Source organism: Paraburkholderia steynii (assembly GCF_900100565.1).
Taxonomy (GTDB): Bacteria; Pseudomonadota; Gammaproteobacteria; order Burkholderiales; family Burkholderiaceae; genus Paraburkholderia; species Paraburkholderia terrae.
In genome coordinates this window covers 23205-44418 of record NZ_FNDI01000005.1, presented here as the reverse complement: position 1 = coordinate 44418, position 21214 = coordinate 23205, and the positions used below count along the sequence as shown (strand labels likewise).

Genomic DNA, 21214 nt, shown 5'->3' with positions numbered 1-21214 from the left:
CTGCTGCGCGTGCGTCACGCGCAGCGCTCCGAATTACACTAGTATGTGCTGGCGCATGAGACGGCGTCCGCTCACGCACTACGCGTGAAGCGACGCCGATCCTGAGCGCAAAGACCCGGAGAGAACGATGATTACAATTCAAAAGCTGAGCATGGTTGCTGTCTTGTGGGCGCTGGCGTCGGGTGTGGCACTGGCGGATACGGTGGAATTGAAGGCCGACCTCGAGCCGTCGAGTGAAGTGCCGCCGCGCGTGAGTCACGGGCATGGCGCACTGAACGCCACGTTCGATACTTCGACGAAAACACTCCAGTGGACCGCGACTTACGAGAGCCTGTCGGGTCCCGTGACGATGGCGCACTTCCACGGTCCTGCGCCCGTCGGGCAGAACGCCAAGGTGCAGGTGCCCATCGACAAGAACGCGCTGGCCAGCCCGATCAAAGGCTCCGCGACGCTCACGGAGCAACAGGTCACCGACCTGATGGGCGGTCAGTGGTACTTCAACGTTCACACCGCGCAGAATCCGACAGGTGAAATTCGCGGCCAGGTGTTGCCGGCGAATTAAACGAAGCACGCAATCGAGCACGATGGCCGGAACCGTCAGCGGCGGTTCCGGCCATTTTTCTTTTCAAACGGCGCGCGAATGCCCACGCCGCCAATAGAAGCCGCCTTCGATTGAAGCGCGTTGAAAGCCACGTACCATGGCGATTCAACCCGCGATGGAGAGTGCCCCGATGAGTTGGCAAAGCGCCTTGGCATGCTGGTTCCTGCGCCGTCAGTTTCATCCGCAGACGCGGCATCCGACGATCAGCGCCGAACGCGCGCGCCGCATGACGGCGAAGCGCGCGTACACGCCGCGCGTGCCGTCGGGCTGGACGCTGGATGAGCGCTATGGCGAGCGCGACTGGCCATTGCGCGGCGAATGGCTGACGCGCGTCGACGGCAGGCACACGGCGACGATCCTCTACCTGCATGGCGGCGGCTATTACTTCTGTTCGCCACAGACGCATCGCGCGGCGTCCTTTGGTCTTGCATCGCGCAGCGGCGCGCGCGTGTTCTCGCTCGATTACCGGCTCGCGCCCGAAAACCCGTTTCCCGCCGCGCTCGACGATGCATTGGCCGCGTACCGTCGCTTGCTCGAAGACGGCACGAAGCCCGGCTCGATCGTGATCGCAGGCGATTCGGCGGGCGGCGGCCTCGCGCTTGCGACGCTCGTCGCGTTGCGCGATGCGGGTGAGCCGTTGCCGGCAGGCGGGATCCTGTTTTCGCCGTGGACCGATCTCGCGGCGACGGGTGCGTCGCTGCAAACCAACGACGGCATCGATCCGATGTTTCACGGTCCTTCCATCGCGCGGGCGGCGCGGTTTTATCTCGGCGACACGCCAGCTACGCACCCTTATGCATCGCCGCTCTACGCGGACCTGAAGGGCTTGCCGCCGCTCTTCATGCAGGTGAGCAGCACAGAAGTCCTGCTAGACGATTCGCGCCGCGTCGCGGACAAGGCGCGCACAGCGGGCGTCGATATCGACTTCGAGATCTGGCGCAAGATGCCGCACGTGTGGCAGCTCTGGGCGCCGTTCATTCCCGAAGCGCGCCGCGCCCTCGATCTCGCCGCGCGTTTCGTCGCGCGCGTGACGAGCGAGCCGCACGACGTTCATCCGGCGAGCGAAAGGTCGATCGCCTGATACGCGGCCTGCACGGCGTCCGTGCCGTACTGGCGTTCGAGCCGGCGCACGGTGAAGTGGCCGTGCGCGACCTGCTGGAAGTGGTCGATGAACACGGTGTTGACCATCGCGCCGAGCACCGCGCCGATCGCCGGAATGGACTTCGCGGCGATCTGCTCGCTCACCTGCACCGAGAAGCGCGCCGCGATAGTGTTCAACAATCGCAGCAGCGCCGCCGACCCATGCGTCGTGAACCCCTTCGTCGCGATTTCCGACGACGCTTTCGACACTGCCTGTGCCAACGCGCCTCGCATGATGAAGTAGCCGTAGTCGGCGTCGTCGTCGGCTTTCGACGTGCCGCCCATCCCTAGCACCGTCAGACATTGCAGTTGCGTATCGACGGAAGTCAGATCCTCACCCTCGCTGCGCGCGATGTCGCAGATCGAGCGGAACATCAGCGTGGTCGTGACGGGCAGTTCGACGGGCAGCGCGAACAGCCCGAATGCGCCGCCCGCTGCGCCCGTCGTCGCGACCGCGAACTTGTGTAACAGATTGCTCGGCCGGTCGCTGACGCCGAGCGGCGCGCCAGCCATCGGACGCCCGAGCGTGCGCAGCGCGATCTGCAGACATTTGCGCAGCGCGAGTTGCGTCGCGTCGTTGACCTTGTCGCTGGCAATCGCCGGCATGCGCGAAATCAGCTTTTCCATCGGCGAGCCGACGATGCTGGCGAGCTTCATCGTCAGCGCCGGGCTTTCGAGCTCGTGTTTGGCGCGGCGCAGGGCCGCGAGATCGTCCGCGGAGAGCGGCGCGGCGGCGAGCGTAGTGGGTTCCATGAATCTCCCTGATTTTTCGGAATTCTTAGAAGCGTCGGATCAAACGGTAGCAACGAAGGTCGCAATCGACGCACCCGGATTAGAGCCATTCAGCATGGTATGATTCCTTATCGTTGACGCGTCAACTGTTGTTTGATCAAAAATGGCCGTGCATACCGCCGCCCACCATTCGAGTGGGCAAGTTTTACCGTTCCGGGAGTCGCTACTGGCGATGCTCGGCGTCTCATTCGTCTCGATGCTCGTTGCGCTCGACCAGACCGTGGTCGGCACCGCGCTGCCGACGATCGTCGCGGATCTCAAAGGCTTCGAACTGTACGCGTGGGTCGCGACGTCGTATCTGCTGACGTCGGTGATCACCGTGCCGATCTTCGGGCGCCTCGGCGATTACTACGGGCGCAAGCCGTTCGTCATCGCGTCGATCGTCGTGTTCACGGCGGCTTCCGTGCTCTGCGGCGCGGCCAACAACATGCTGTTCCTGGTGATCGCGCGCGGCTTGCAGGGCATCGGCGGCGGCATGCTGGTCGGCACCGCGTTCGCCTGCATCCCCGATCTGTTTCCCGATTCCGTGGTCCGGCTGCGCTGGCAGGTACTGATGAGCACGGCGTTCGGCATTGCGAACGCCATCGGTCCGTCGCTCGGCGGCTTTCTCACGCAGTACTACGGCTGGCGCTCGGTGTTTTACGTGAATCTGCCCGTCGGCCTGCTGTCGCTGTTTTTCGTGTGGCGTTATCTGCCGCATCTGCGGTATGTCGTCCATGAAGGCAAGATGCGGCTCGACTGGCCGGGCGCGTTGCTGATCGCGCTGTCGCTCGGCAGCTTGCAGATGTTCGTCGAATTGCTGCCGAAGCACGGCGTCACGGCTTCGGCGCTTGCTTTGCTGGTCGTGAGCGTCGCGTGTGCGATTGCGTTGTGGAAGTGGGAAAAGCGCTTCCCGCAAGCGATTCTTCCCATCGACATGTTCCGCAACAAGAGCCTGTCCGCGCTGTTCGTGCTGGCCGTGCTCGGCGGTTTTGCGATGTTCTCGCTGCTGTTCTACGCGCCGCTGCTGTTTCAGGGTGGCTTCGGCATGACGCCGAACGAGGCCGGACTCGTGATCACGCCGCTCGTCGTGTTCATCACGATCGGCAGTATTGCGAATGGGCGCATCGTGTCGCGCGTGCCGAATCCGAATGTGATGCTGTTCATCGGCTTCGCGCTGTTCGCCGCGGCGTCGCTCGGCGTGGTGATCGCGACGCGCTCGATGCCGCATTGGCTGCTGATGCTGTTCATGACCTTTGGCGGCCTTGGCCTCGGCTTCGTGCTGCCGAATCTCACCGTGTTCGCGCAGCAGACGGCGGGCCGCGAGCATCTCGGCATCGCGACAGCGCTGCTGCAATCGCTGCGTATGATCGGCGGGATGATCGGCACGGCGCTGACGGGCACGCTCGTCACGCACATGTATGCGAGCGGCGTGCGCAGCGCGCTCGATGGCGATCAGGCGAGCCAATGGTTCGCCGATCTCGGCGATCCGCAGATCCTCGTGAACCGCGACGCGCAGCACACACTTTTGAGCGAACTCGCGAAGGCAGGGCACAATGGCGCCGTGCTGCTGGAGTCGGCGCGCGAATCGCTGGTGGGCGCGATCCATATCGGCCTGATGCTCGGCGCGCTGGTGTCGCTGTTCGCGATCTGGCAGAGCCGGCGCGTGCCGCCCGTCAAGCTGCGCAAGCAGATCGAGCCGGTCATCCACGCGGATTGACGGGAATGTAAGCGCTTTTGAATCGAAGATAGATCATGGAAGAACAGGACCGCGTCGCTATCCTGCATCAGTTTGGACGCACGTATCGCGCGTTCATGTCGGCGTTCGAAGGCCGCGTCGGGCATCCGATGCCGCGCTGGCGCATTCTGCTCGCGTTGTACGAGCAGGCGGGTGAGTCGTCGCAGAAGAAACTGGTCGAACGCTTGCGTATCGATCCGGGCGCGCTGACGCGACAGCTGAAGTCGCTCGAAGCGATGGGCTGGATCTCGCGCAGCATGGACGAGCGCGACAATCGCATCACGAATGTGAAGCTCACGGCGGAAGGCCGCGCCGCGATCGAAGCGAGCCTGCCGAACCGCAATGCGTTTCTGCACGACACGATGGCCGCCTTGCCCGACGATGTGCTGGCCGGCCTGTCGAGCGCGCTGACGATGCTCGAGGCGCGCATCGGCGAAGTAGCTGCGGCGACGGACGCGGAGACCGCGCAAGCCGGGCGCTGAGCCAATGATCGGCCAATAAAAAACGGCGCTGTGTCGTGAGACGCAGCGCCGTTTCGATCGAAGAAGAATCAGAAGAACGTTTCGATCACTTCCGTCACGCGATACGACGGATCGACCACCAGCACCTGACGCCACTTGTCGAACGTCAGGCACGGATGCGAGATGTCGAACGCGATCATGTCTCCGACTTTCAGATCGGCGCCTGCGGGAATCCGCAGATAGGCGTGCTGATCCATCAAGCCGAAAATTTCCCAGCCATCATCGGCGGTGACATCGCGCGGCGTCGGCGTGCCCGGACGATAATGCTTCGCGGGTTCGGGATAGCCGGCGTCGAACGCCGAGTCACGCTTACCGAGGCCGATGATCGCGCGATCCGGTTCGGGAATGGACTGCACATACGCCCACAGATGCAGCGCGGGCAACAGCCCTTCGCCCATGCGCTTCGCGACGGGATTGCGCTTGAAGATATCCGTCTGCGCCTTGCGATAGATGCCGACGTCGTGCGTCAGATAGCAGCCCGGCCGCAGCACGATCTCGATGCGGTCTTTGCGCGACGCCTTCGAGAACTCTTCCGCGACCACGTCGTACCACGCCGATCCCGCGCCCGACAGCACGGCCGGCGTGCGCGCGAAGCGGCCCTGGTCCGACAGTTCGAGCGTGAGCTTCACGGCGCTGCGCAGGAAGTCGCGCACTTCCTGTTCTTCCTTCAACACGCCTTCATACAGCTCGATGCCCGCGAGCTTCAACGAATCCGGGTAACGCGCGATCGCATCGAGCACGGCATGGGTTTGCGCGTCATCGCGCACACCTGTGCGACCGCCCGGCACGCCGAGTTCGACCAGCACCTGCAACTGCTTCTTCACCGAGCCGAAGAAGTTGCCAAGCTGCTCGACGCCTTCAACGGAATCCACGAGACAGAAGAACTCGAAATCCGGATCGCTCAGCAGTTCCGCGATCATCAGCATGTTGCGCTTGCCGACCAGCTGGTTCGCCATCAATACGCGCGACACGCCGCCGTGATACGCGGCGCGCACCTGATGTGCGGTGGCAAGCGTGATGCCCCACGCGCCCGTTTCGATCTGGCGGCGGAACAGTTGCGGCGCCATCGTCGTCTTGCCGTGCGGCGCGAGCTTCACGCCGTACTCGGCAACGAACGTCTGCATCCACTTCAGGTTGTGCTCGATACGGTCCGCATACAGAACGGCGGCGGGCAGACTCACGTCTTCGTCGAGCAGATTCCATTCGAGACGCGTCGCGTCCGTCAGTTGGATGCTCGCGCCCGGCACGTTGCCCAAGCCCTTGCTATAAGGGTCGATCGTGGCTCCCTGATAGTTTGTAACTTTCATGTCATCCTGCTCCATCGGCCAGTTAAATCGAATCGAAGTTGACTTTCGTATGTTACCGAAAGTACGATGTTTGATGAAATGTTATTTAGTACCACGCGTGCGCCGAGTAATGTTACCGGCGGCGCGCGGTGCTTGCGAGCCATGAATTCCACCGCCGAACCCGTTGCTTTCGATATTGTCGCCCGCATTGCGGAATGCGCGCCCGAATTGCGCTCGGCCGAGCGCAAGGTCGCGGCGCTGATTCTCGACGATCTGACGGGCGCATCGCGCGCGAGCATCGGCGCGTTGGCCGAGCGGGCGCAAGTGAGCGTCGCGACGGTCACGCGCTTCGCGAAAGCGGTTGGCTGCCGTGACGTGCGAGAACTCAAGCTGCGGCTCGCGCAGGCGGCCGCCGTCGGTCAGCGGTTCCTGCAACCGGGCGCGCAGGCCGACACACCCGAGCCATTGGCGACGCGCGTGTTCGACGAGTTGCAGACGGCGCTTACGCACAATCATCAGTTGCTGTGTCAGGCGCCCGTGGCGCAGGCCGCCGCTGCGTTGCGCGAAGCGCGCATGATTTACGTGTTCGGCATGGGCGGAGGCTCGACGGCGCTTGCCGATGAAATGCGCTTTCGGCTCGTGCGACTGGGGAGGCCGGTTGCGACGTATCAGGACGGTTTGCTGCAGCGCATGGTTGCATCGACGGTCTCGCGCGATACCGTGGTGATCGCGCTCTCGACGACGGGCCGCGTGCCGGAAATGGTCGACAGCTGCAAGATCGCGCGCAGCTATGGCGCGACGCTCATCACGTTGACGGCGCCCGCGTCGCCGCTTGCGAAGATGGCCGATTGGGTCATTCCCATCGTCGCGTTCGAAACCGATTTCATCTACAAGCCGTCGTCGTCGCGTTACGCGATGATGATGGCGCTCGACGTGCTCGTCACCGAACTGGCCGTGAGCCTCGGCGACGAGAGCCGCGAACTGCTGCGCCGCATGAAGCATGCGCTCGATGCGCATCGCGGCGGCGGCGACCGACAACCGCTAGGAGACTGATTCATGCACTCGCACCCCGAAGCCGCCGATACGCTGATCGTCGGCGCGCAACTGTACGACGGCACGGGCGCGCCGCCTGCCGAACGCGACGTCGCGTTGCGCAACGGCAAGATCGCCGCGATTGGCAACCTGTCGAACTGGCTGGCCGAAGAGGTGATCGAAGCGAACGGCCGCGCACTCGCGCCGGGCTTCATCGACGTACACACGCACGACGACACGCACGTCATCCGCTCGCCGCAAATGCTGCCGAAGATCACGCAGGGCGTGACGACGGTGATCGTCGGCAATTGCGGGATCAGCGCGTCGCCTGTGTCGCTCAAGGGTGATCCACCCGATCCGATGAACCTGCTCGGCCCGCGCGATGCGTTTCAGTATCCGACGTTCGCCGCGTATGTCGATGCCGTGAATGAAGCGAAGCCGTCCGTGAACGTCGGCGCGTTGATCGGACATACGGCGCTGCGCAACAACCATATGGACCGGCTCGACCGTGCGGCGACGCGCGAGGAAATCGACGGGATGCGCGTGCAGCTCGAAGAGGCGCTCTTGAATGGCGCGTTGGGGTTGAGTTCAGGGCTCGCGTATAGCTCCGCGTTCGCCGCGCCGACGGAAGAAGTGATGGCGCTCGCCGAGCCGCTCGCGGTGGCGGGCGCGTTGTACACGACGCACATGCGCACCGAGTTCGATGCGATTCTCGATGCGATGGACGAGGCGTACCGCATCGGCAAGCACGCGCGCGTGCCCGTCATCATCTCGCACCTGAAATGCGCGGGGCCGTCTAACTGGGGGCGCAGTGTCGAGGTGCTGGCGTCGCTGGAAGGCGCGCGGCAGTTTCATCCTGTTGGTTGCGACTGTTATCCGTACAACCGCAGCTCGTCGACGCTCGACGTCAAGCAGGTGACGGGTGATATCGACATCACGATCACGTGGTCGACGCCGCATCCCGAGATGGCCGGCAAGCTGGTGAAGGAGATCGCGGCGGAGTGGGGCGTGCCGCAGCAGGAAGCGGCGAAGCGTCTGCAACCAGCGGGCGCGGTCTATCACAACATGTCCGAGGACGATGTGCGGCGCATCCTTTCGCATCCGGCGACGATGGTCGGCTCCGATGGCCTGCCGAACGATCCGCTGCCGCATCCGCGTTTGTGGGGCGCGTTTCCGCGCGTGCTGGGCCACTATGCGCGCGATCAGCAGCTGATTCCGCTGGAAGAGGCGATTCGCAAGATGACGAGTTTGTCGGCGCGACGCTTCGGGTTGACGGAGCGGGGCGAAGTACACATCGGTTATCACGCCGATCTCGTGCTGTTCGACCCGGCGCGCGTGCGCGACGCGGCGACGTTCGACAAGCCGCAGCAGGCGGCGGATGGCATCGATGCCGTGTGGGTGAATGGCGTACTGTCGTATCTCGATGGCAAGCCGACGGGCGAGCGCGCGGGCAGGTTTGTGGCGCGTGGGGCGACGGCGGCGTCGCGGGCCGAGCTTACGCAGGGTTTCTGAATTTTTGCGTTCGCATTGGGTGCGGACGCGCTTACGTTACAGGAGTTGAACGATGAAGCGTTATGGCGTTGAAGGTGGCAAAGGTACGGGCGGTCAGGTGATGCCGTTTGCGCGTGCGGTCGAGGCGGATGGCTGGCTGTTCGTGTCGGGGCAGACGCCGATGGAGAACGGCGAAGTGATCAATGGCGGGATTGTTGAGCAGTCGCACAAGACGATTCAAAACGTGCTGGCGATTTTGACCGAGGCCGGGTATGGGCCTGAGCACGTCGTGCGGTGTGGGGTGTGGCTCGATGATCCGCGTGACTTTGCTTCCTTTAACAAGGTGTTCAAGGAGTACTTTGGGGCGAATCCGCCTGCGCGGGCATGTGTGGTGTCGTCGATGGTTATCGACTGTAAAGTTGAGGTTGACTGCGTCGCTTATAAGAAGCCTGCGGCGTAAGGTTTTTTGCTTGCTGCGCGGGGTGGTTTGCTTGACTTTGCGCTGGCATCCGCGATTCGTTAGCGTGCTTCAAGCGTCGCCCCTGTGCGGGGCGGCACCTACTTTTCTTTGCCGCCGCAAAGAAAAGTAGGCAAAAGAAAGCGGCTAACACCGCCAACATTTCTCCTTGCCTGAGGGCCCCCAACGGGTCTTACGCTTCACACGGCAGCATCTCTGTTCGCGTTCGTTGCCAACGCTTCGAATGACCGCCTCACCCACTTCAAACACCCGAACAAGAACTAGCGGCAGCGAATGTTCTGCGCCGCCCAGGTGGCAAACTGTGTGTAGGTTGTCGCGTCGTATAGCCTGGCGCTCTGACAGGGTGGAACGCGTGCGCAATCGGGTCCGAAGTGAGGCGTGTGAGCTGCTACGGCCTACACACAGTTTGCCACCTGGGCGGCGGTGGACTATCTGGCACGGCATGCCGTAATGCGGGGGCGTGAAGCGGGTGAGGCGTACCCGCAAGAGAGTTGGCAACGGACGTGGGTCACGTGGTCGCCGTGTGAAGCGTAAGAACCTTTGGGGGCCCTCAGGCAAACACAAGTGCTGGCGGTGTGAGCCGCTTTCTTTTGCCTACTTTTCTTTGCGGCGGCAAAGAAAAGTAGGTGCCGCCCCGCACAGGGGCGACGCTTGAAGCGAGCTAACGAATCGCGGATGCCAGCGAAAAGGCAAAAAAACCAGCCCAAGCGTCGCAGACAGAAAAAACCCAAATCACTGTCTTGCAGTCCGCAAATTATCCGGCATCGGCAGATTAAAGTTAGTACGGAAAGGATTGATATCCAGCCCACCACGCCGCGTATAGCGCGCATACACAGCCAGCTTCACAGGCTGACAAACCTTGAGCACATCAAGAAAGATCTTCTCGACACACTGCTCATGAAACCCCGTGTGGTTTCGATAAGAAATAATGTACCGCAGCAGCCCGGCCTGATCGATCTGCGGCCCCACGTAGTGGATCTGCACCGAACCCCAATCAGGCTGCCCAGTCACCGGACAATTCGACTTCAAAAGATTGGAGAACAGCGTCTCTTCAACAGGCGCCTCATCAAGCGCAGCCTTGAGCAACGAAGCATCAGGCAGATAAACATCCGTATCCAGATCGAGCCGATCTAGCGAAGTCCCTTCGAACTCATCGAGCCCGAGCTTGGAAAACTCCGCCGGCGGATAAAGATGCAACGACACGGACGACCCACACGCAGCGGAAACATCCCGCTTGATCGTATCGCGAACCGTCTCGATGGAATCGAACGAAGTCTGCGCAAACGATCCGAGATAAAGCTTGAACGACTTCGACTCAACGATATTCGGCGATTCCGCCGGAATATAAAAAGTGGCGACCGCAATCTGCGGCTTGCCGCGCGCATTGAGCCACGACAGCTCATACGCATTCCAGATATCCGTGCCGAAAAACGGCAACGTCGCGCCAATACCGATCTGCTCGCGCGCATTCTTCCGCGCGATCGGAAAGAGCAGCGATGCGTCGTACTGTTCGGTGTAGCTGGACGGTTTGCCCAGCGGTGATTGTTCGGGTGTCATGATGCGTTCACGATGCCACTCAATACATGCCCGATCGCTGTCACGTCACGGGCCGACTCGCAGTGGCGAATTTGGTCGTCGAAGAAAAAGTCCGGCTCGAACTCGCGCAAAAACGCGCTCTTGTCCAGCCCGCCAAGAAACATCGCTTCGTCGATTTCGATGTTCCAGGCCATCAATGTCCGTATCGCGCGCTCGTGCGCGGGCGCCGAACGCGCCGTCACCAGCGCAGTGCGAATGTGCATCGGCGCGGCTTCGTCAGCCAGCGTCTGCAGTCGATGCAGCGCTTTCAACAAAGGCTTCAGCGGTCCATCGGCAAGCGGCAAATCCTTGTTGTCGATCTCATGACCGACGAACGCACCCAAGCCGTCCTTCTGAAACACGCGCTCCGCTTCGTCGGAAAACAGCACGGCGTCACCGTCGAACGCAATGCGGATTTCGTCCGGATACTTGCTCGCCATTTTCGCCGATTCAGGCAACACGCGTGCAGCGGGAAATCCGGCGGCCAAAGCATCGCGCACGTCGTCCTGATTCGCCGACAGAAACAGCGACGCATTCAGCGGCTTCAGATACGCGAACGGGGCGCGGCCGCGCGTGAAAACGCCGCGCTCGATCGCCAGCCCATGCTCGCGGCACGAACTGAACGCGCGCAAGCCGCTGATGGGATCGCTACGCGACAGAATCACCACTTCCACACGGTGCGCACTCGTATTCAGCGCAAGCAGCTTGCGAATCAGCGGAAACGCGACGCCCGGCTTGGCCGGCACGTTCAGCCGCTCGCGCTGCAGTGCTTCGTAGTCGCGCAGATTGCCATCTTCGTACACACGGTTCTCTTCCTCGAAATCGAACAGCGCGCGCGAGGAGATCGCCACTACCAGTTTGTCGTCGAGCGAAAAGGCCATGCGCGTGCTTCGTTATCCAAGGAACAGTCGATACACCGGGTTCAACGTCTCTTCCCAATACGGATAGCCGAGTGTCGCAAGGAAGCGAGCGAATTCCGAATCTTCCGCTGACGGCACCTGAATGCCGACGAGAATCGAACTGTAGTCCGCGCCCTGGTTGCGGTAATGGAAGAGGCTGATGTTCCAGTTCGGCGCCATCGACGACAGGAACTTCATCAGGGCGCCCGGCCGCTCGGGAAACTCGAAGCGGAACAGGCGCTCGTCGTGCGCGAGCGGCGAGCGTCCGCCGACCATGTAGCGGATGTGCTGCTTCGACAGTTCGTCGCCCGTCAGATCGACGGTGGCGAAGTTGTGCGCCTCGAACGCGCCCGCGATCTGCGCCGACTCGCTGCGATTGCGGATCTGCACGCCGACAAAGATATGGGCCGACGCCGAATCCGCAATACGGTAGTTGAACTCGGTGACGCTGCGCGTGCCGACCAGTTCGCAGAAGCGCTTGAAGCTGCCGCGTTCTTCGGGAATCGTTACCGCGAACACGGCCTCGCGCGCCTCGCCGACTTCTGCGCGCTCCGCGACGAAACGCATGCGGTCGAAGTTCATGTTCGCGCCGGACGTGATGGCGATCAGCGTCTGATTCTCGATGCCTTCACGCTCCGCGTATTGCTTCGCGCCCGCGACGGCCAGCGAGCCGGCCGGCTCAAGCACGCTGCGGGTGTCCTGGAAGACGTCCTTGATCGCCGCGCACAGTGCGTCGGTGTCGACGGTCAGCACTTCGTCGAGATATTCCTGGCACAGGCGGAAGGTCTCTTCGCCGACTAGCTTCACGGCCGTACCGTCCGAAAACAGGCCGACTTCGTTCAGCGTCACGCGTTTGCCCGCCTTCAGCGATTGCGCCATCGCGCACGAATCGTCCGTCTGCACGCCGATCACCTTGATCTCCGGGCGCACCGATTTCACGTACGCCGCGATACCCGCCGCGAGACCGCCGCCGCCGATGGGAACGAAGATCGCGTGAATGGGCGCCTGATGCTGGCTCAGCACTTCCATCGCGACCGTGCCCTGGCCGGCGATCACGTATTCGTCGTCGAACGGATGGACGAAGGTCAGGCCGTGTTGTTCCTGCAGCTTGACCGCGTGCGCGTAGGCGTCGCTGAACGATTCGCCCGACTGCACGACTTCGACGGTCGGGCCGCCATGTGTGCGCACGGCATCGACCTTCACCTGCGGCGTCGTCACGGGAACCACGATGATCGCCTTCACGCCCATGCGGGCCGCCGACAACGCCACGCCTTGCGCATGGTTGCCCGCCGAAGCCGTAATCACGCCGCGCGCGAGGGCGTCGGCGGGAATGTGCGCCATCTTGTTGTAGGCGCCGCGCAGCTTGAACGAGAAGACGGGCTGATTGTCTTCGCGCTTCAGGTAAATCGGGTTGCGCAGCCGTGCGGACAGATTCCGCGCATGTTCGAGTTCGGTCTCACGCGCGACGTCGTAGACACGGGCGGTGAGGATTTTCTTCAGGTAGTCGTGGGAAGCCATGCGGGTCACGCGCGATGCGCTATTTCGGACAGGAAAGGATCAATGATAGCGCCAACCGTCTGTCCGGACGCGGCTGATCCGGGATTTGTCCGATTGCGTTCGCTTTATCAGTAAGCTTGGCCAGCCGACCGGACGGTCGAAAAATCGGACTCAGCGTGGGCACGGATGCGATGCATTTTGGGTGCGTCGTCACCTGGCAATTTCGTGGCGAATTCTGTCAAGCGAACGCGCAAAGGCTTGTCACGCTTACATTCGGGCGTCAACGCGCAATGGGATCATGCGGTAGAATCCTATTTTGGAACAAGGATCGGAAGATGCACTGGCAGCCTCGGATCGCCCATTTGATGCCCGTCCCGCGCGAGTCTCGCCCCGCGGCGCAGCGGCACGTGCGGCATGCACGATCGTGTAGCTGCCTCTGAGCGCCGCGAGGCGACCGGCCACCCACGTTCCAGCCATATCCCCGGCGATCCCGGGCGCTGGCCTGCCGGTTGCGGCTTCGCACACTAGAAAGATTTCCAGCATTGCGCCCCACGCGCACTGTCAGCGGGCCTCAACGATGAGCGCACGCCGCTGACCTACCGAGTCGTCCAAACATGAACGCACCTCAAGTTTTCGATCCGCACGGCGCCGCCGCCACCGTTGCCGCCGACGCCGAACCGCGTCTGCGCGAAATCCCATACAACTACACGTCGTTCTCCGACCGCGAAATCGTCATCCGTCTGCTCGGCGACGAAGCGTGGGCTGCCCTCGACGAACTGCGCGCGGAACGCCGCACCGGCCGCTCGGCGCGCATGCTGTACGAAGTGCTCGGCGACATCTGGGTCGTGCGCCGCAATCCTTACCTGCAGGACGACCTGCTCGACAACCCGAAGCGCCGCGCGCTGCTGATCGAAGCGTTGAATCACCGTCTGACCGAAATCGAAAAGCGCCGCCGCGCTGACCTCGTCGAACATGGCGACGACGCGGGCGTCGATCGCGCGGCGCGTGTCGAAACGCTGGTCGCCGCCGCGCGCCGCGCCGTCGATGCGTTCGCGGGCGAGTTCGAAAAGATGGCCGACCTGCGCCGTCGCTCGACCAAAGTGCTGGGCCGTCAGACGCAGAAGGACAACATCCGCTTCGATGGCCTCGCGCGCGTCTCGCATGTGACGGACGCAACCGACTGGCGCGTCGAATACCCGTTCGTCGTGCTGACGCCGGACACGGAAGCCGAAATCGCCGGTCTCATCAAGGCGTGCTTCGAACTCGGCCTTACCGTGATTCCGCGCGGGGGCGGCACGGGCTACACGGGCGGCGCGGTGCCGCTCACGCCGTTTTCCGCCGTCATCAACACCGAGAAGCTCGAACAACTCGGCGCGGTCGAATTGACGGAGTTGCCCGGCGTCGCTCACAAGGTGCCGACGATTTTCTCCGGCGCAGGCGTCGTCACGCGCCGCGTGACGGAAGCGGCCGAACAGGCGGGCTATGTGTTCGCCGTCGATCCGACGTCGCTCGACGCATCGTGCATCGGCGGTAACGTCGCGATGAACGCGGGCGGCAAGAAGGCCGTGCTGTGGGGCACGGCGCTCGACAACCTCGCGTGGTGGCGCATGGTCGACCCGGAAGGGAACTGGCTCGAAGTCACGCGCCTCGATCACAACCTCGGCAAGATTCACGACATTCCCGTCGCGCGCTTCGAACTGAAGTGGTTCGACGGCGAACACGCGCCGGGCGAAAAGCTGCTGCGCACGGAAATGCTCGACATCGAAGGCCGGCGTTTCCGCAAGGAAGGTCTCGGCAAGGACGTGACGGATAAATTCCTTGCCGGCCTGCCGGGCATCCAGAAGGAAGGCTGCGACGGCCTGATCACGTCCGCGCGCTGGGTGCTGCACAAGATGCCCGCGCACACGCGCACCGTTTGCCTCGAGTTCTTCGGCCAGGCGCGCGAGGCGATTCCGAGCATCGTCGAAATCAAGGACTATCTGTTCGAAACGTCGAAGCAGGGCGGCGCGATTCTCGCGGGCCTGGAACACCTCGACGAGCGTTATCTGCGCGCGGTCGGTTACGCGACCAAGAGCAAGCGCAACGCGTTTCCGAAGATGGTGCTGATCGGTGACATCGTCGGTGACGATGCGGACGCTGTCGCGACGGCGACGTCGGAAGTGATCCGCATGGCCAACGGCAAGAGCGGCGAAGGCTTCGTCGCCGTGAGCGCTGAGGCGCGCAAGCGCTTCTGGCTCGACCGAAGCCGCACGGCCGCGATCGCGAAGCACACCAACGCGTTCAAGATCAACGAAGACGTCGTGATTCCGCTCAATCGCATGGGCGAATACACGGACGGCATCGAGCGCATCAACATCGAACTGTCGATCAAGAACAAGCTGCAACTGATCGACGCGCTCGAAGCGTTCTTCAAGAGCGGCAAGCTGCCGCTCGGCAAGAGCGACGACGCGAATGAAATTCCGAGCGCTGAATTGCTGGAAGATCGCGTGCAGCAGGCGCTCGAACTGCTCGGCCATGTGAAGAAGCGCTGGGAATTCCTGCGCGACAAGCTCGATCTGTCGTTGCGTGAAGCGCAGCACTATCTGGTGGGACTCGGCTATGCGGGGCTCGCGGAGAAATTCGCGGACCGCGTCGACGATCAGCCGGACGCGAACGTATTCCATATCGTCCAGGACCGCACGGTGCGCGTGTCGTGGAAGCAGGAGATTCGCGCGGAACTGCGCCAGATTTTCAACGGCGGCGAGTTCAAGCCGATTCTCGACGAAGCGCAGGCTATTCATAAAAAGGTGCTGCGCGGCCGCGTGTTCGTCGCGCTCCACATGCACGCGGGCGACGGCAACGTTCATACGAACATCCCCGTCAACTCCGACAACTACGAGATGCTGCAGGACGCGCATCACGCGGTGGCACGCATCATGAAGCTCGCGCGTTCGCTGGATGGCGTGATTTCCGGCGAGCACGGCATCGGCATCACGAAGCTCGAATTCCTGACGGAAGACGAGATCGGCGAATTCCGCGCGTACAAGCAGCGCGTGGATCCGCATGGCCGCTTCAACAAGGGCAAGCTGCTCGAAGGCGCGGATCTGCGCAACGCGTACACGCCTTCTTTCGGGCTGATGGGATATGAATCGCTGATCATGCAGCAGTCCGATATCGGCGCGATCGCCGATTCGGTGAAGGACTGTCTGCGCTGCGGCAAGTGCAAGCCCGTCTGCGCGACGCACGTGCCGCGCGCGAACCTGCTGTACAGCCCGCGCAACAAGATTCTCGCCACGTCGCTGCTGGTCGAGGCGTTCCTGTATGAAGAGCAGACGCGCCGTGGCGTGTCGATCAAGCATTGGGACGAGTTCAACGATGTCGCCGATCACTGCACCGTGTGCCACAAGTGCGTGACGCCGTGCCCGGTGAAGATCGACTTCGGCGACGTCACGATGAACATGCGTAATCTGCTGCGCAAGATGGGCAAGAAGAAGTTCAACGCGGGCAACGCGGCGGGCATGTTCTTCCTCAACGCGACCAATCCGCAGACCATCAATCTCGCGCGCACCGCGATGATGGGCGTCGGCTACAAGGCGCAGCGCCTCGGCAACGACGTGCTGAAGAAGTTCGCCAAGAAGCAGACGGCGCATCCGCCCGCGACGACGGGCAAGCCGCCCGTGGTCGAGCAGGTGATCCACTTCGTCAACAAGAAGATGCCGGGCAACCTGCCGAAGAAAACGGCCCGCGCGCTGCTCGACATCGAGGACAACAAGATCGTCCCGATCATCCGCAACCCGAAGGCCACGACCGTCGATTCGGAAGCGGTGTTCTACTTCCCCGGTTGCGGTTCCGAGCGTCTGTTCTCGCAGGTCGGTCTCGCGACGCAGGCAATGCTTTGGGAAGCGGGCGTGCAGACGGTGCTGCCGCCGGGTTATCTGTGTTGCGGCTACCCGCAGCGCGGCTCGGGCCAGTTCGACAAGGCCGAGCAGATCGTCACGGATAATCGCGTGCTGTTCCATCGTGTCGCGAACACGCTCAACTATCTCGACATCAAGACGGTGGTGGTGTCGTGCGGCACGTGTTACGACCAGCTGGCTGGCTACGAATTCGAGAAGATCTTCCCGGGCTGCCGGATCATCGACATCCACGAATTCCTGCTGGAAAAGGGCATCAAGCTCGAGGGCGTGAAGGGCACGCGCTACATGTACCACGACCCGTGCCACACGCCGATCAAGACGATGGACCCGGTCAAGCTGGTCAACGAACTGATGGGCGCCGAGAAGAACGACGGCTACAAGATCGAGAAGAACGATCGTTGCTGTGGCGAGTCGGGCACGCTGGCTGTCACGCGTCCGGATATTTCGACGCAGGTGCGCTTCCGCAAGGAAGAGGAAATCCGCAAGGGCGCGGCGAAGCTGCGCGGCATTCCCGTCGTGGCGGATGCGAACGCGAACGCGCAGCCGGGTTCGGTGCTCAAGGCGGGTGACGGCCCGCAACCGAACGGCGGGAACGGCGCCAACGGTGCAAACGGCGCAGCGACCGACGTCAAGATCCTGACAAGCTGCCCATCCTGTCTGCAAGGCCTGTCGCGCTACAACGAAGACGCGAATATCGAAGCGGACTACATCGTTGTCGAAATCGCGCGACACGTGCTCGGCGAGAACTGGATGGCCGACTATGTGCAGCGCGCGAACAATGGCGGAATCGAGCGCGTGCTGGTCTAATGGCGCGATAAAGGTTCCGTTCGAGGACGACGATGGACTGTATCTTCTGCCGTGAAGACGGTGGCGATGTACTGTGGCAGGACGACACGCTGCGTGTCGTCCTCGCCGACGAACATGACTACCCCGGTTTTTGCCGCGTGATCTGGAACAGGCACGTCGCCGAGTTCTCCGATCTGGGCGACGGCGAGCGCGACCGCGTGATGCGCGTGGTGTATGCCGTCGAGCGCGCAATCCGGCGCATCCTGCAACCCGTCAAGGTGAATCTGGCGAGTCTCGGCAACCAGGTGCCGCACGTACACTGGCATGTGATCCCCCGGTTCTCCAACGACGCGCATTTCCCGCTGCCCATCTGGGCGCCGCGCCAGCGCACCGTTTCCGAGGCGATGCTGTCGCAGCGCCGCGCGCAGGCCACATTGCTGCGCGAAGCGGTACGCGGCGAAATCGAACACGCTCTCGCCTGAGGTCATCATGAGTGGATTGAAACCCGACACGCCGGTGCCCGCCGGCGTCGTCGTTCATGCCGTGTCGCGCGTGCTCGAATTGCAGTACGCGGACGGCAAGAGTTACCGCGTGCCGTTCGAGCTGATGCGCGTCTATTCGCCGTCGGCGGAAGTGCGCGGCCACGGCCCGGGCCAGGAGACGCTGCAGACAGGCAAGCGCGAGGTGTCGATCACGGCGCTCGAAGGCGTCGGCAACTATGCGTTGCAGCCGACTTTCTCCGACGGCCATAACACGGGCATCTATTCGTGGGACCTGCTGTGGGATCTCGCGACCCGTCAGGACGAACTCTGGGCCGATTATTTCGACAAACTTAAGGCGGCAGGCGTCGACCGGGACGCGCCGATGCCCGTATCCGGCCCTGCGCACGGCCACAGACACTGATACGATTCCCGCCTTCCCGTCGCTTGATGCGGCGCGACAATTTCTTAGAATACGCGAAAGGACGAAGCGCGATGACCAAAACCCACTTCGGCTATCAGACAGTCGACGAACAGGAAAAAGCGAAGAAAGTGGCCGGCGTGTTCCACTCGGTCGCCTCCAACTATGACCTGATGAACGATCTGATGTCGGGCGGGATGCACCGCGCGTGGAAGGCGTTCACGATCGCGCAGGCCAACGTGCGGCCCGGCTACCGGGTGCTCGACATTGCGGGCGGCACGGGCGATCTGTCGAAGACCTTCGCGAAGCAGGCGGGCGAGACGGGCGAAGTGTGGCACACGGACATCAATGAATCGATGCTGCGCGTGGGCCGCGACCGCCTGATCGACAAGGGCATCATCACCCCGACGCTGCTCTGCGACGCCGAAAAAATACCCTTTCCGGACAACTACTTCGACGTGGTGACGGTGGCATTCGGCTTGCGCAACATGACGCACAAGGACGCCGCGCTCGCGGAAATGCGCCGTGTGTTGAAGCCGGCCGGCCGCGTGCTCGTGCTGGAGTTCTCGAAAGTGTGGGATCCACTCAAGAAGGCGTACGACGTCTATTCTTTTAAGGTGCTTCCGTGGCTCGGGGAGCGCTTCGCAAAGGACGCCGAGAGCTACCGCTACCTGGCCGAATCGATCCGCATGCATCCGGATCAAGAAACTTTGAAAACGATGATGGAACAAGCTGGCCTCGAAGCCGTCAAATATTACAATTTGTCAGCTGGCGTGGTAGCCTTACATGTGGGGACAAAATACTAATGTCCCTAACTTCTCGTTTTTAAAAGGAAATTGCAGAAATGTCTGATTCGAATCTGTCATCTCGTTGTAAGGTAAAGGGGGCATGGGCGAGGAGAATCGGACTGATCGCGATGGTCGGGCTGATTTCGATCGGCACGCTGGCCTCGCTCGACGCCGAAGCGAAACGCATGGGCGGCGGCCGCAGTATCGGGCGTCAGTCGAACATTACCCAGCCGTCACAGCAGTCGGCGCCTTCGCAGTCGCCGGGCGCGCCGTCGCAAGCCATGCAGCAGCAGCGTCCCGCCACGCCGCCGCCCACGCCGGCCGCGCAGCCTAACCGCTCGCGCTGGCTCGGGCCGATCGCCGGTCTCGCTGCGGGTCTCGGCATCGCGGCGCTTCTGTCGCACTTCGGTCTCGGCGAAGCGTTCGCCGGCATGATGTCGAACCTGATCGTGATCGCGCTGATCGCGTTCGTCGCCATCTGGCTGATCCGTAAGTTCATGGGACGCAAGCGCGACGCGCAGACGCCGGCTTACGCGAGCGGCGCGCCGACGCTGAACGCGGGCGGCACGGGTTACGCGCAGGAGCCGCGCTACACGGCGCCGCCGGCTGGCTCGTACCTCGGGCCGCAAGGCAACCCGCTGACGACGCCTGAAATCGCAGCCGCGCCGGTCGTTCCGGCAGGCTTCGATACTGAAGCGTTCCTGCGCAACGCGAAGGTCTACTTCGTGCGTCTGCAGGCTGCGTGGGACGCGGGCAACATGGACGACATCCGCGAGTTCACGACGCCTGAAATGTTCGCCGAAGTGAAGGTCGACCTGAGCTCGCGCGGCGCCGAAAAGAACCAGACGGATGTCGTGAAGCTGGACGCCGATCTGCTGGGCGTCGAGGATCGCGGCAGCGAATATCTCGCGAGTGTGCGCTTCCACGGCCTGATCCGCGAAACGTCGGGCAGTGCGGCGGAGCCGTTCGAGGAAATCTGGAACCTGTCGAAGCGCACTGGCGAAGGCTGGCTGCTCGCAGGCATCCAGCAAGTGAATCTTCACTGATCCCGTAAAGGATTAGCCGTTCGGCAGAGCCAGGCTCGAAGCGAACGGACGTTACAATAGGAACCCGCGTCGGCAGTCGCCGGCGCGGGTTTTCTCTTTCCACTGCCGATGACCCTTGCCGCCAAGCCCTTCGCTGCTGCCGTCAACCATCTGCTCGCTCGCGAAACGTGGGCGCGCGAACGTCTCACCCCGTACGCCGGCAAGATTGCGCGGCTGTCCTGTCCTCCCGTCACACTGATCCTGCTGGTGCAGCCGGACGGCTATCTGAGCGCCGTCGACGAAAGCGAAGCGCACAACGCGTTCGACGTCACCGTCGCCGTGCCTTCGGATGCCGTCCCCGCGTTCCTGCAAGGCGGCCAGGCGGCCGTGATGAAGCACGTGAAGATCGAAGGCGACGCCGAGTTCGCCACGGCCATCGCGAAGCTCGCCGAGCATTTGCGCTGGGAGCCGGAAGAAGATCTGGCGAAACTGATCGGCGACGGGCCTGCGTGGCGGATCGCATCGGTGGCGCGCACGGTCGGCGATCATGCGCTGCGCACGGGTCGCAATCTGGTCGAATCGGTAGCCGAATATCTGCTGGACGAAAACCCGCAGCTCGTGCGCCGCGCCGCGCTCGACGACTTCAACGTCGAGCTGGCGCGCGCCCGCGACGCGCTCGCGCGCGTCGAGAAGCGCATCGAGCGTCTCGAACAGAAGGTCGAAGCCCGCGGCGCCAATGCGCCGGGCGGCGCCGCCACGTCGCGCGGCACGCGCTAGTCACCGGGCTCAA

General features: G+C 62.8%; 18 protein-coding genes. 13 read left to right on the top strand and 5 right to left on the bottom strand.

Going from position 1 to position 21214, the window contains the following annotated elements; translation table 11 throughout:
- Positions 1–127 precede the first annotated feature (127 nt).
- Positions 128–562, top strand: coding sequence for a CHRD domain-containing protein (locus BLT65_RS11145; protein WP_091777743.1), 435 nt, complete (start codon positions 128–130; stop codon positions 560–562).
- A 169-nt stretch (positions 563–731) separates the two neighbouring features.
- Positions 732–1682: an alpha/beta hydrolase gene (locus BLT65_RS11140; protein ID WP_091777741.1), complete on the top strand. Its 951-nt coding sequence runs from the start codon at positions 732–734 to the stop codon at positions 1680–1682.
- On the opposite strand, the gene BLT65_RS11135 is transcribed toward BLT65_RS11140, so the two are convergent.
- The gene (locus BLT65_RS11135) at positions 1652–2494 is read right to left on the bottom strand and encodes an EcsC family protein (RefSeq protein WP_091777739.1); all 843 of its coding nucleotides are present in this window, start codon (positions 2492–2494) and stop codon (positions 1652–1654) included. The two genes, BLT65_RS11140 and BLT65_RS11135, sit on opposite strands and share 31 nt — an antisense overlap.
- 142 nt (positions 2495–2636) lie before the next feature.
- Here BLT65_RS11135 and BLT65_RS11130 point away from each other — a divergent pair, with 142 nt between their 5' ends.
- Positions 2637–4232 (top strand): MDR family MFS transporter, encoded by a 1596-nt coding sequence (locus BLT65_RS11130; RefSeq protein WP_091777737.1) that lies wholly within the window; start codon positions 2637–2639, stop codon positions 4230–4232.
- A 35-nt stretch (positions 4233–4267) separates the two neighbouring features.
- Positions 4268–4732, top strand: coding sequence for a MarR family winged helix-turn-helix transcriptional regulator (locus tag BLT65_RS11125; RefSeq protein ID WP_091777735.1), 465 nt, complete (start codon positions 4268–4270; stop codon positions 4730–4732).
- Positions 4733–4800: 68 nt separating this feature from the next.
- On the opposite strand, the gene BLT65_RS11120 is transcribed toward BLT65_RS11125, so the two are convergent.
- On the bottom strand, positions 4801–6078 hold the full coding sequence (locus BLT65_RS11120; protein ID WP_091778136.1) for an amino acid deaminase: 1278 nt from the start codon (positions 6076–6078) through the stop codon (positions 4801–4803).
- A gap of 141 nt (positions 6079–6219) precedes the next feature.
- Between BLT65_RS11120 and BLT65_RS11115 the strand changes: the two genes are divergently transcribed.
- The 3 genes from BLT65_RS11115 to BLT65_RS11105 are packed head-to-tail and all read left to right on the top strand — an operon-like array spanning position 6220 to position 9040.
- A complete protein-coding gene (locus tag BLT65_RS11115; RefSeq protein WP_007579745.1) occupies positions 6220–7110 on the top strand; it encodes a MurR/RpiR family transcriptional regulator in 891 nt (296 codons plus the stop codon).
- Positions 7111–7113: 3 nt separating this feature from the next.
- The gene (locus BLT65_RS11110; RefSeq protein WP_042306276.1) at positions 7114–8601 is read left to right on the top strand and encodes an N-acyl-D-amino-acid deacylase family protein; all 1488 of its coding nucleotides are present in this window, start codon (positions 7114–7116) and stop codon (positions 8599–8601) included.
- Between the two features lie 52 nt (positions 8602–8653).
- Positions 8654–9040, top strand: coding sequence for a RidA family protein (locus tag BLT65_RS11105; protein ID WP_042306275.1), 387 nt, complete (start codon positions 8654–8656; stop codon positions 9038–9040).
- Between the two features lie 750 nt (positions 9041–9790).
- Here the strand turns inward: BLT65_RS11105 and queF are convergent.
- From queF to ilvA, 3 genes are read right to left on the bottom strand one after another with little or no spacing between them, the layout of a single operon-like run.
- Positions 9791–10615, bottom strand: coding sequence for an NADPH-dependent 7-cyano-7-deazaguanine reductase QueF (gene queF / locus BLT65_RS11100; RefSeq protein WP_091777733.1), 825 nt, complete (start codon positions 10613–10615; stop codon positions 9791–9793).
- Positions 10612–11514, bottom strand: a complete 903-nt coding sequence (locus BLT65_RS11095) for a 5'-nucleotidase (RefSeq protein WP_091777731.1) — start codon at positions 11512–11514, stop codon at positions 10612–10614. The genes queF and BLT65_RS11095 overlap by 4 nt, the downstream gene beginning before the upstream one ends.
- A gap of 12 nt (positions 11515–11526) precedes the next feature.
- Positions 11527–13050, bottom strand: coding sequence for a threonine ammonia-lyase, biosynthetic (ilvA, locus tag BLT65_RS11090; protein WP_091777729.1), 1524 nt, complete (start codon positions 13048–13050; stop codon positions 11527–11529).
- Positions 13051–13643: 593 nt separating this feature from the next.
- Between ilvA and BLT65_RS11085 the strand changes: the two genes are divergently transcribed.
- The 6 genes from BLT65_RS11085 to BLT65_RS11060 all read left to right on the top strand — a co-directional run bounded on the left by BLT65_RS11085 (position 13644) and on the right by BLT65_RS11060 (position 21201).
- Entirely contained in the window at positions 13644–17732 is a 4089-nt protein-coding gene (locus BLT65_RS11085) for a DUF3683 domain-containing protein (RefSeq protein ID WP_091777727.1), read from the top strand.
- A gap of 32 nt (positions 17733–17764) precedes the next feature.
- A complete protein-coding gene (locus BLT65_RS11080; RefSeq protein WP_042315302.1) occupies positions 17765–18193 on the top strand; it encodes an HIT family protein in 429 nt (142 codons plus the stop codon).
- A 7-nt stretch (positions 18194–18200) separates the two neighbouring features.
- Entirely contained in the window at positions 18201–18614 is a 414-nt protein-coding gene (locus BLT65_RS11075; RefSeq protein WP_007579753.1) for a gamma-butyrobetaine hydroxylase family protein, read from the top strand.
- Between the two features lie 71 nt (positions 18615–18685).
- On the top strand, positions 18686–19417 hold the full coding sequence (gene ubiE / locus BLT65_RS11070) for a bifunctional demethylmenaquinone methyltransferase/2-methoxy-6-polyprenyl-1,4-benzoquinol methylase UbiE (RefSeq protein WP_042315322.1): 732 nt from the start codon (positions 18686–18688) through the stop codon (positions 19415–19417).
- A 38-nt stretch (positions 19418–19455) separates the two neighbouring features.
- On the top strand, positions 19456–20445 hold the full coding sequence (locus BLT65_RS11065) for a Tim44 domain-containing protein (RefSeq protein ID WP_091777725.1): 990 nt from the start codon (positions 19456–19458) through the stop codon (positions 20443–20445).
- Positions 20446–20553: 108 nt separating this feature from the next.
- Positions 20554–21201 (top strand): ubiquinone biosynthesis accessory factor UbiJ, encoded by a 648-nt coding sequence (locus BLT65_RS11060; RefSeq protein WP_042315305.1) that lies wholly within the window; start codon positions 20554–20556, stop codon positions 21199–21201.
- The last annotated feature ends 13 nt before the right edge of the window (positions 21202–21214 follow it).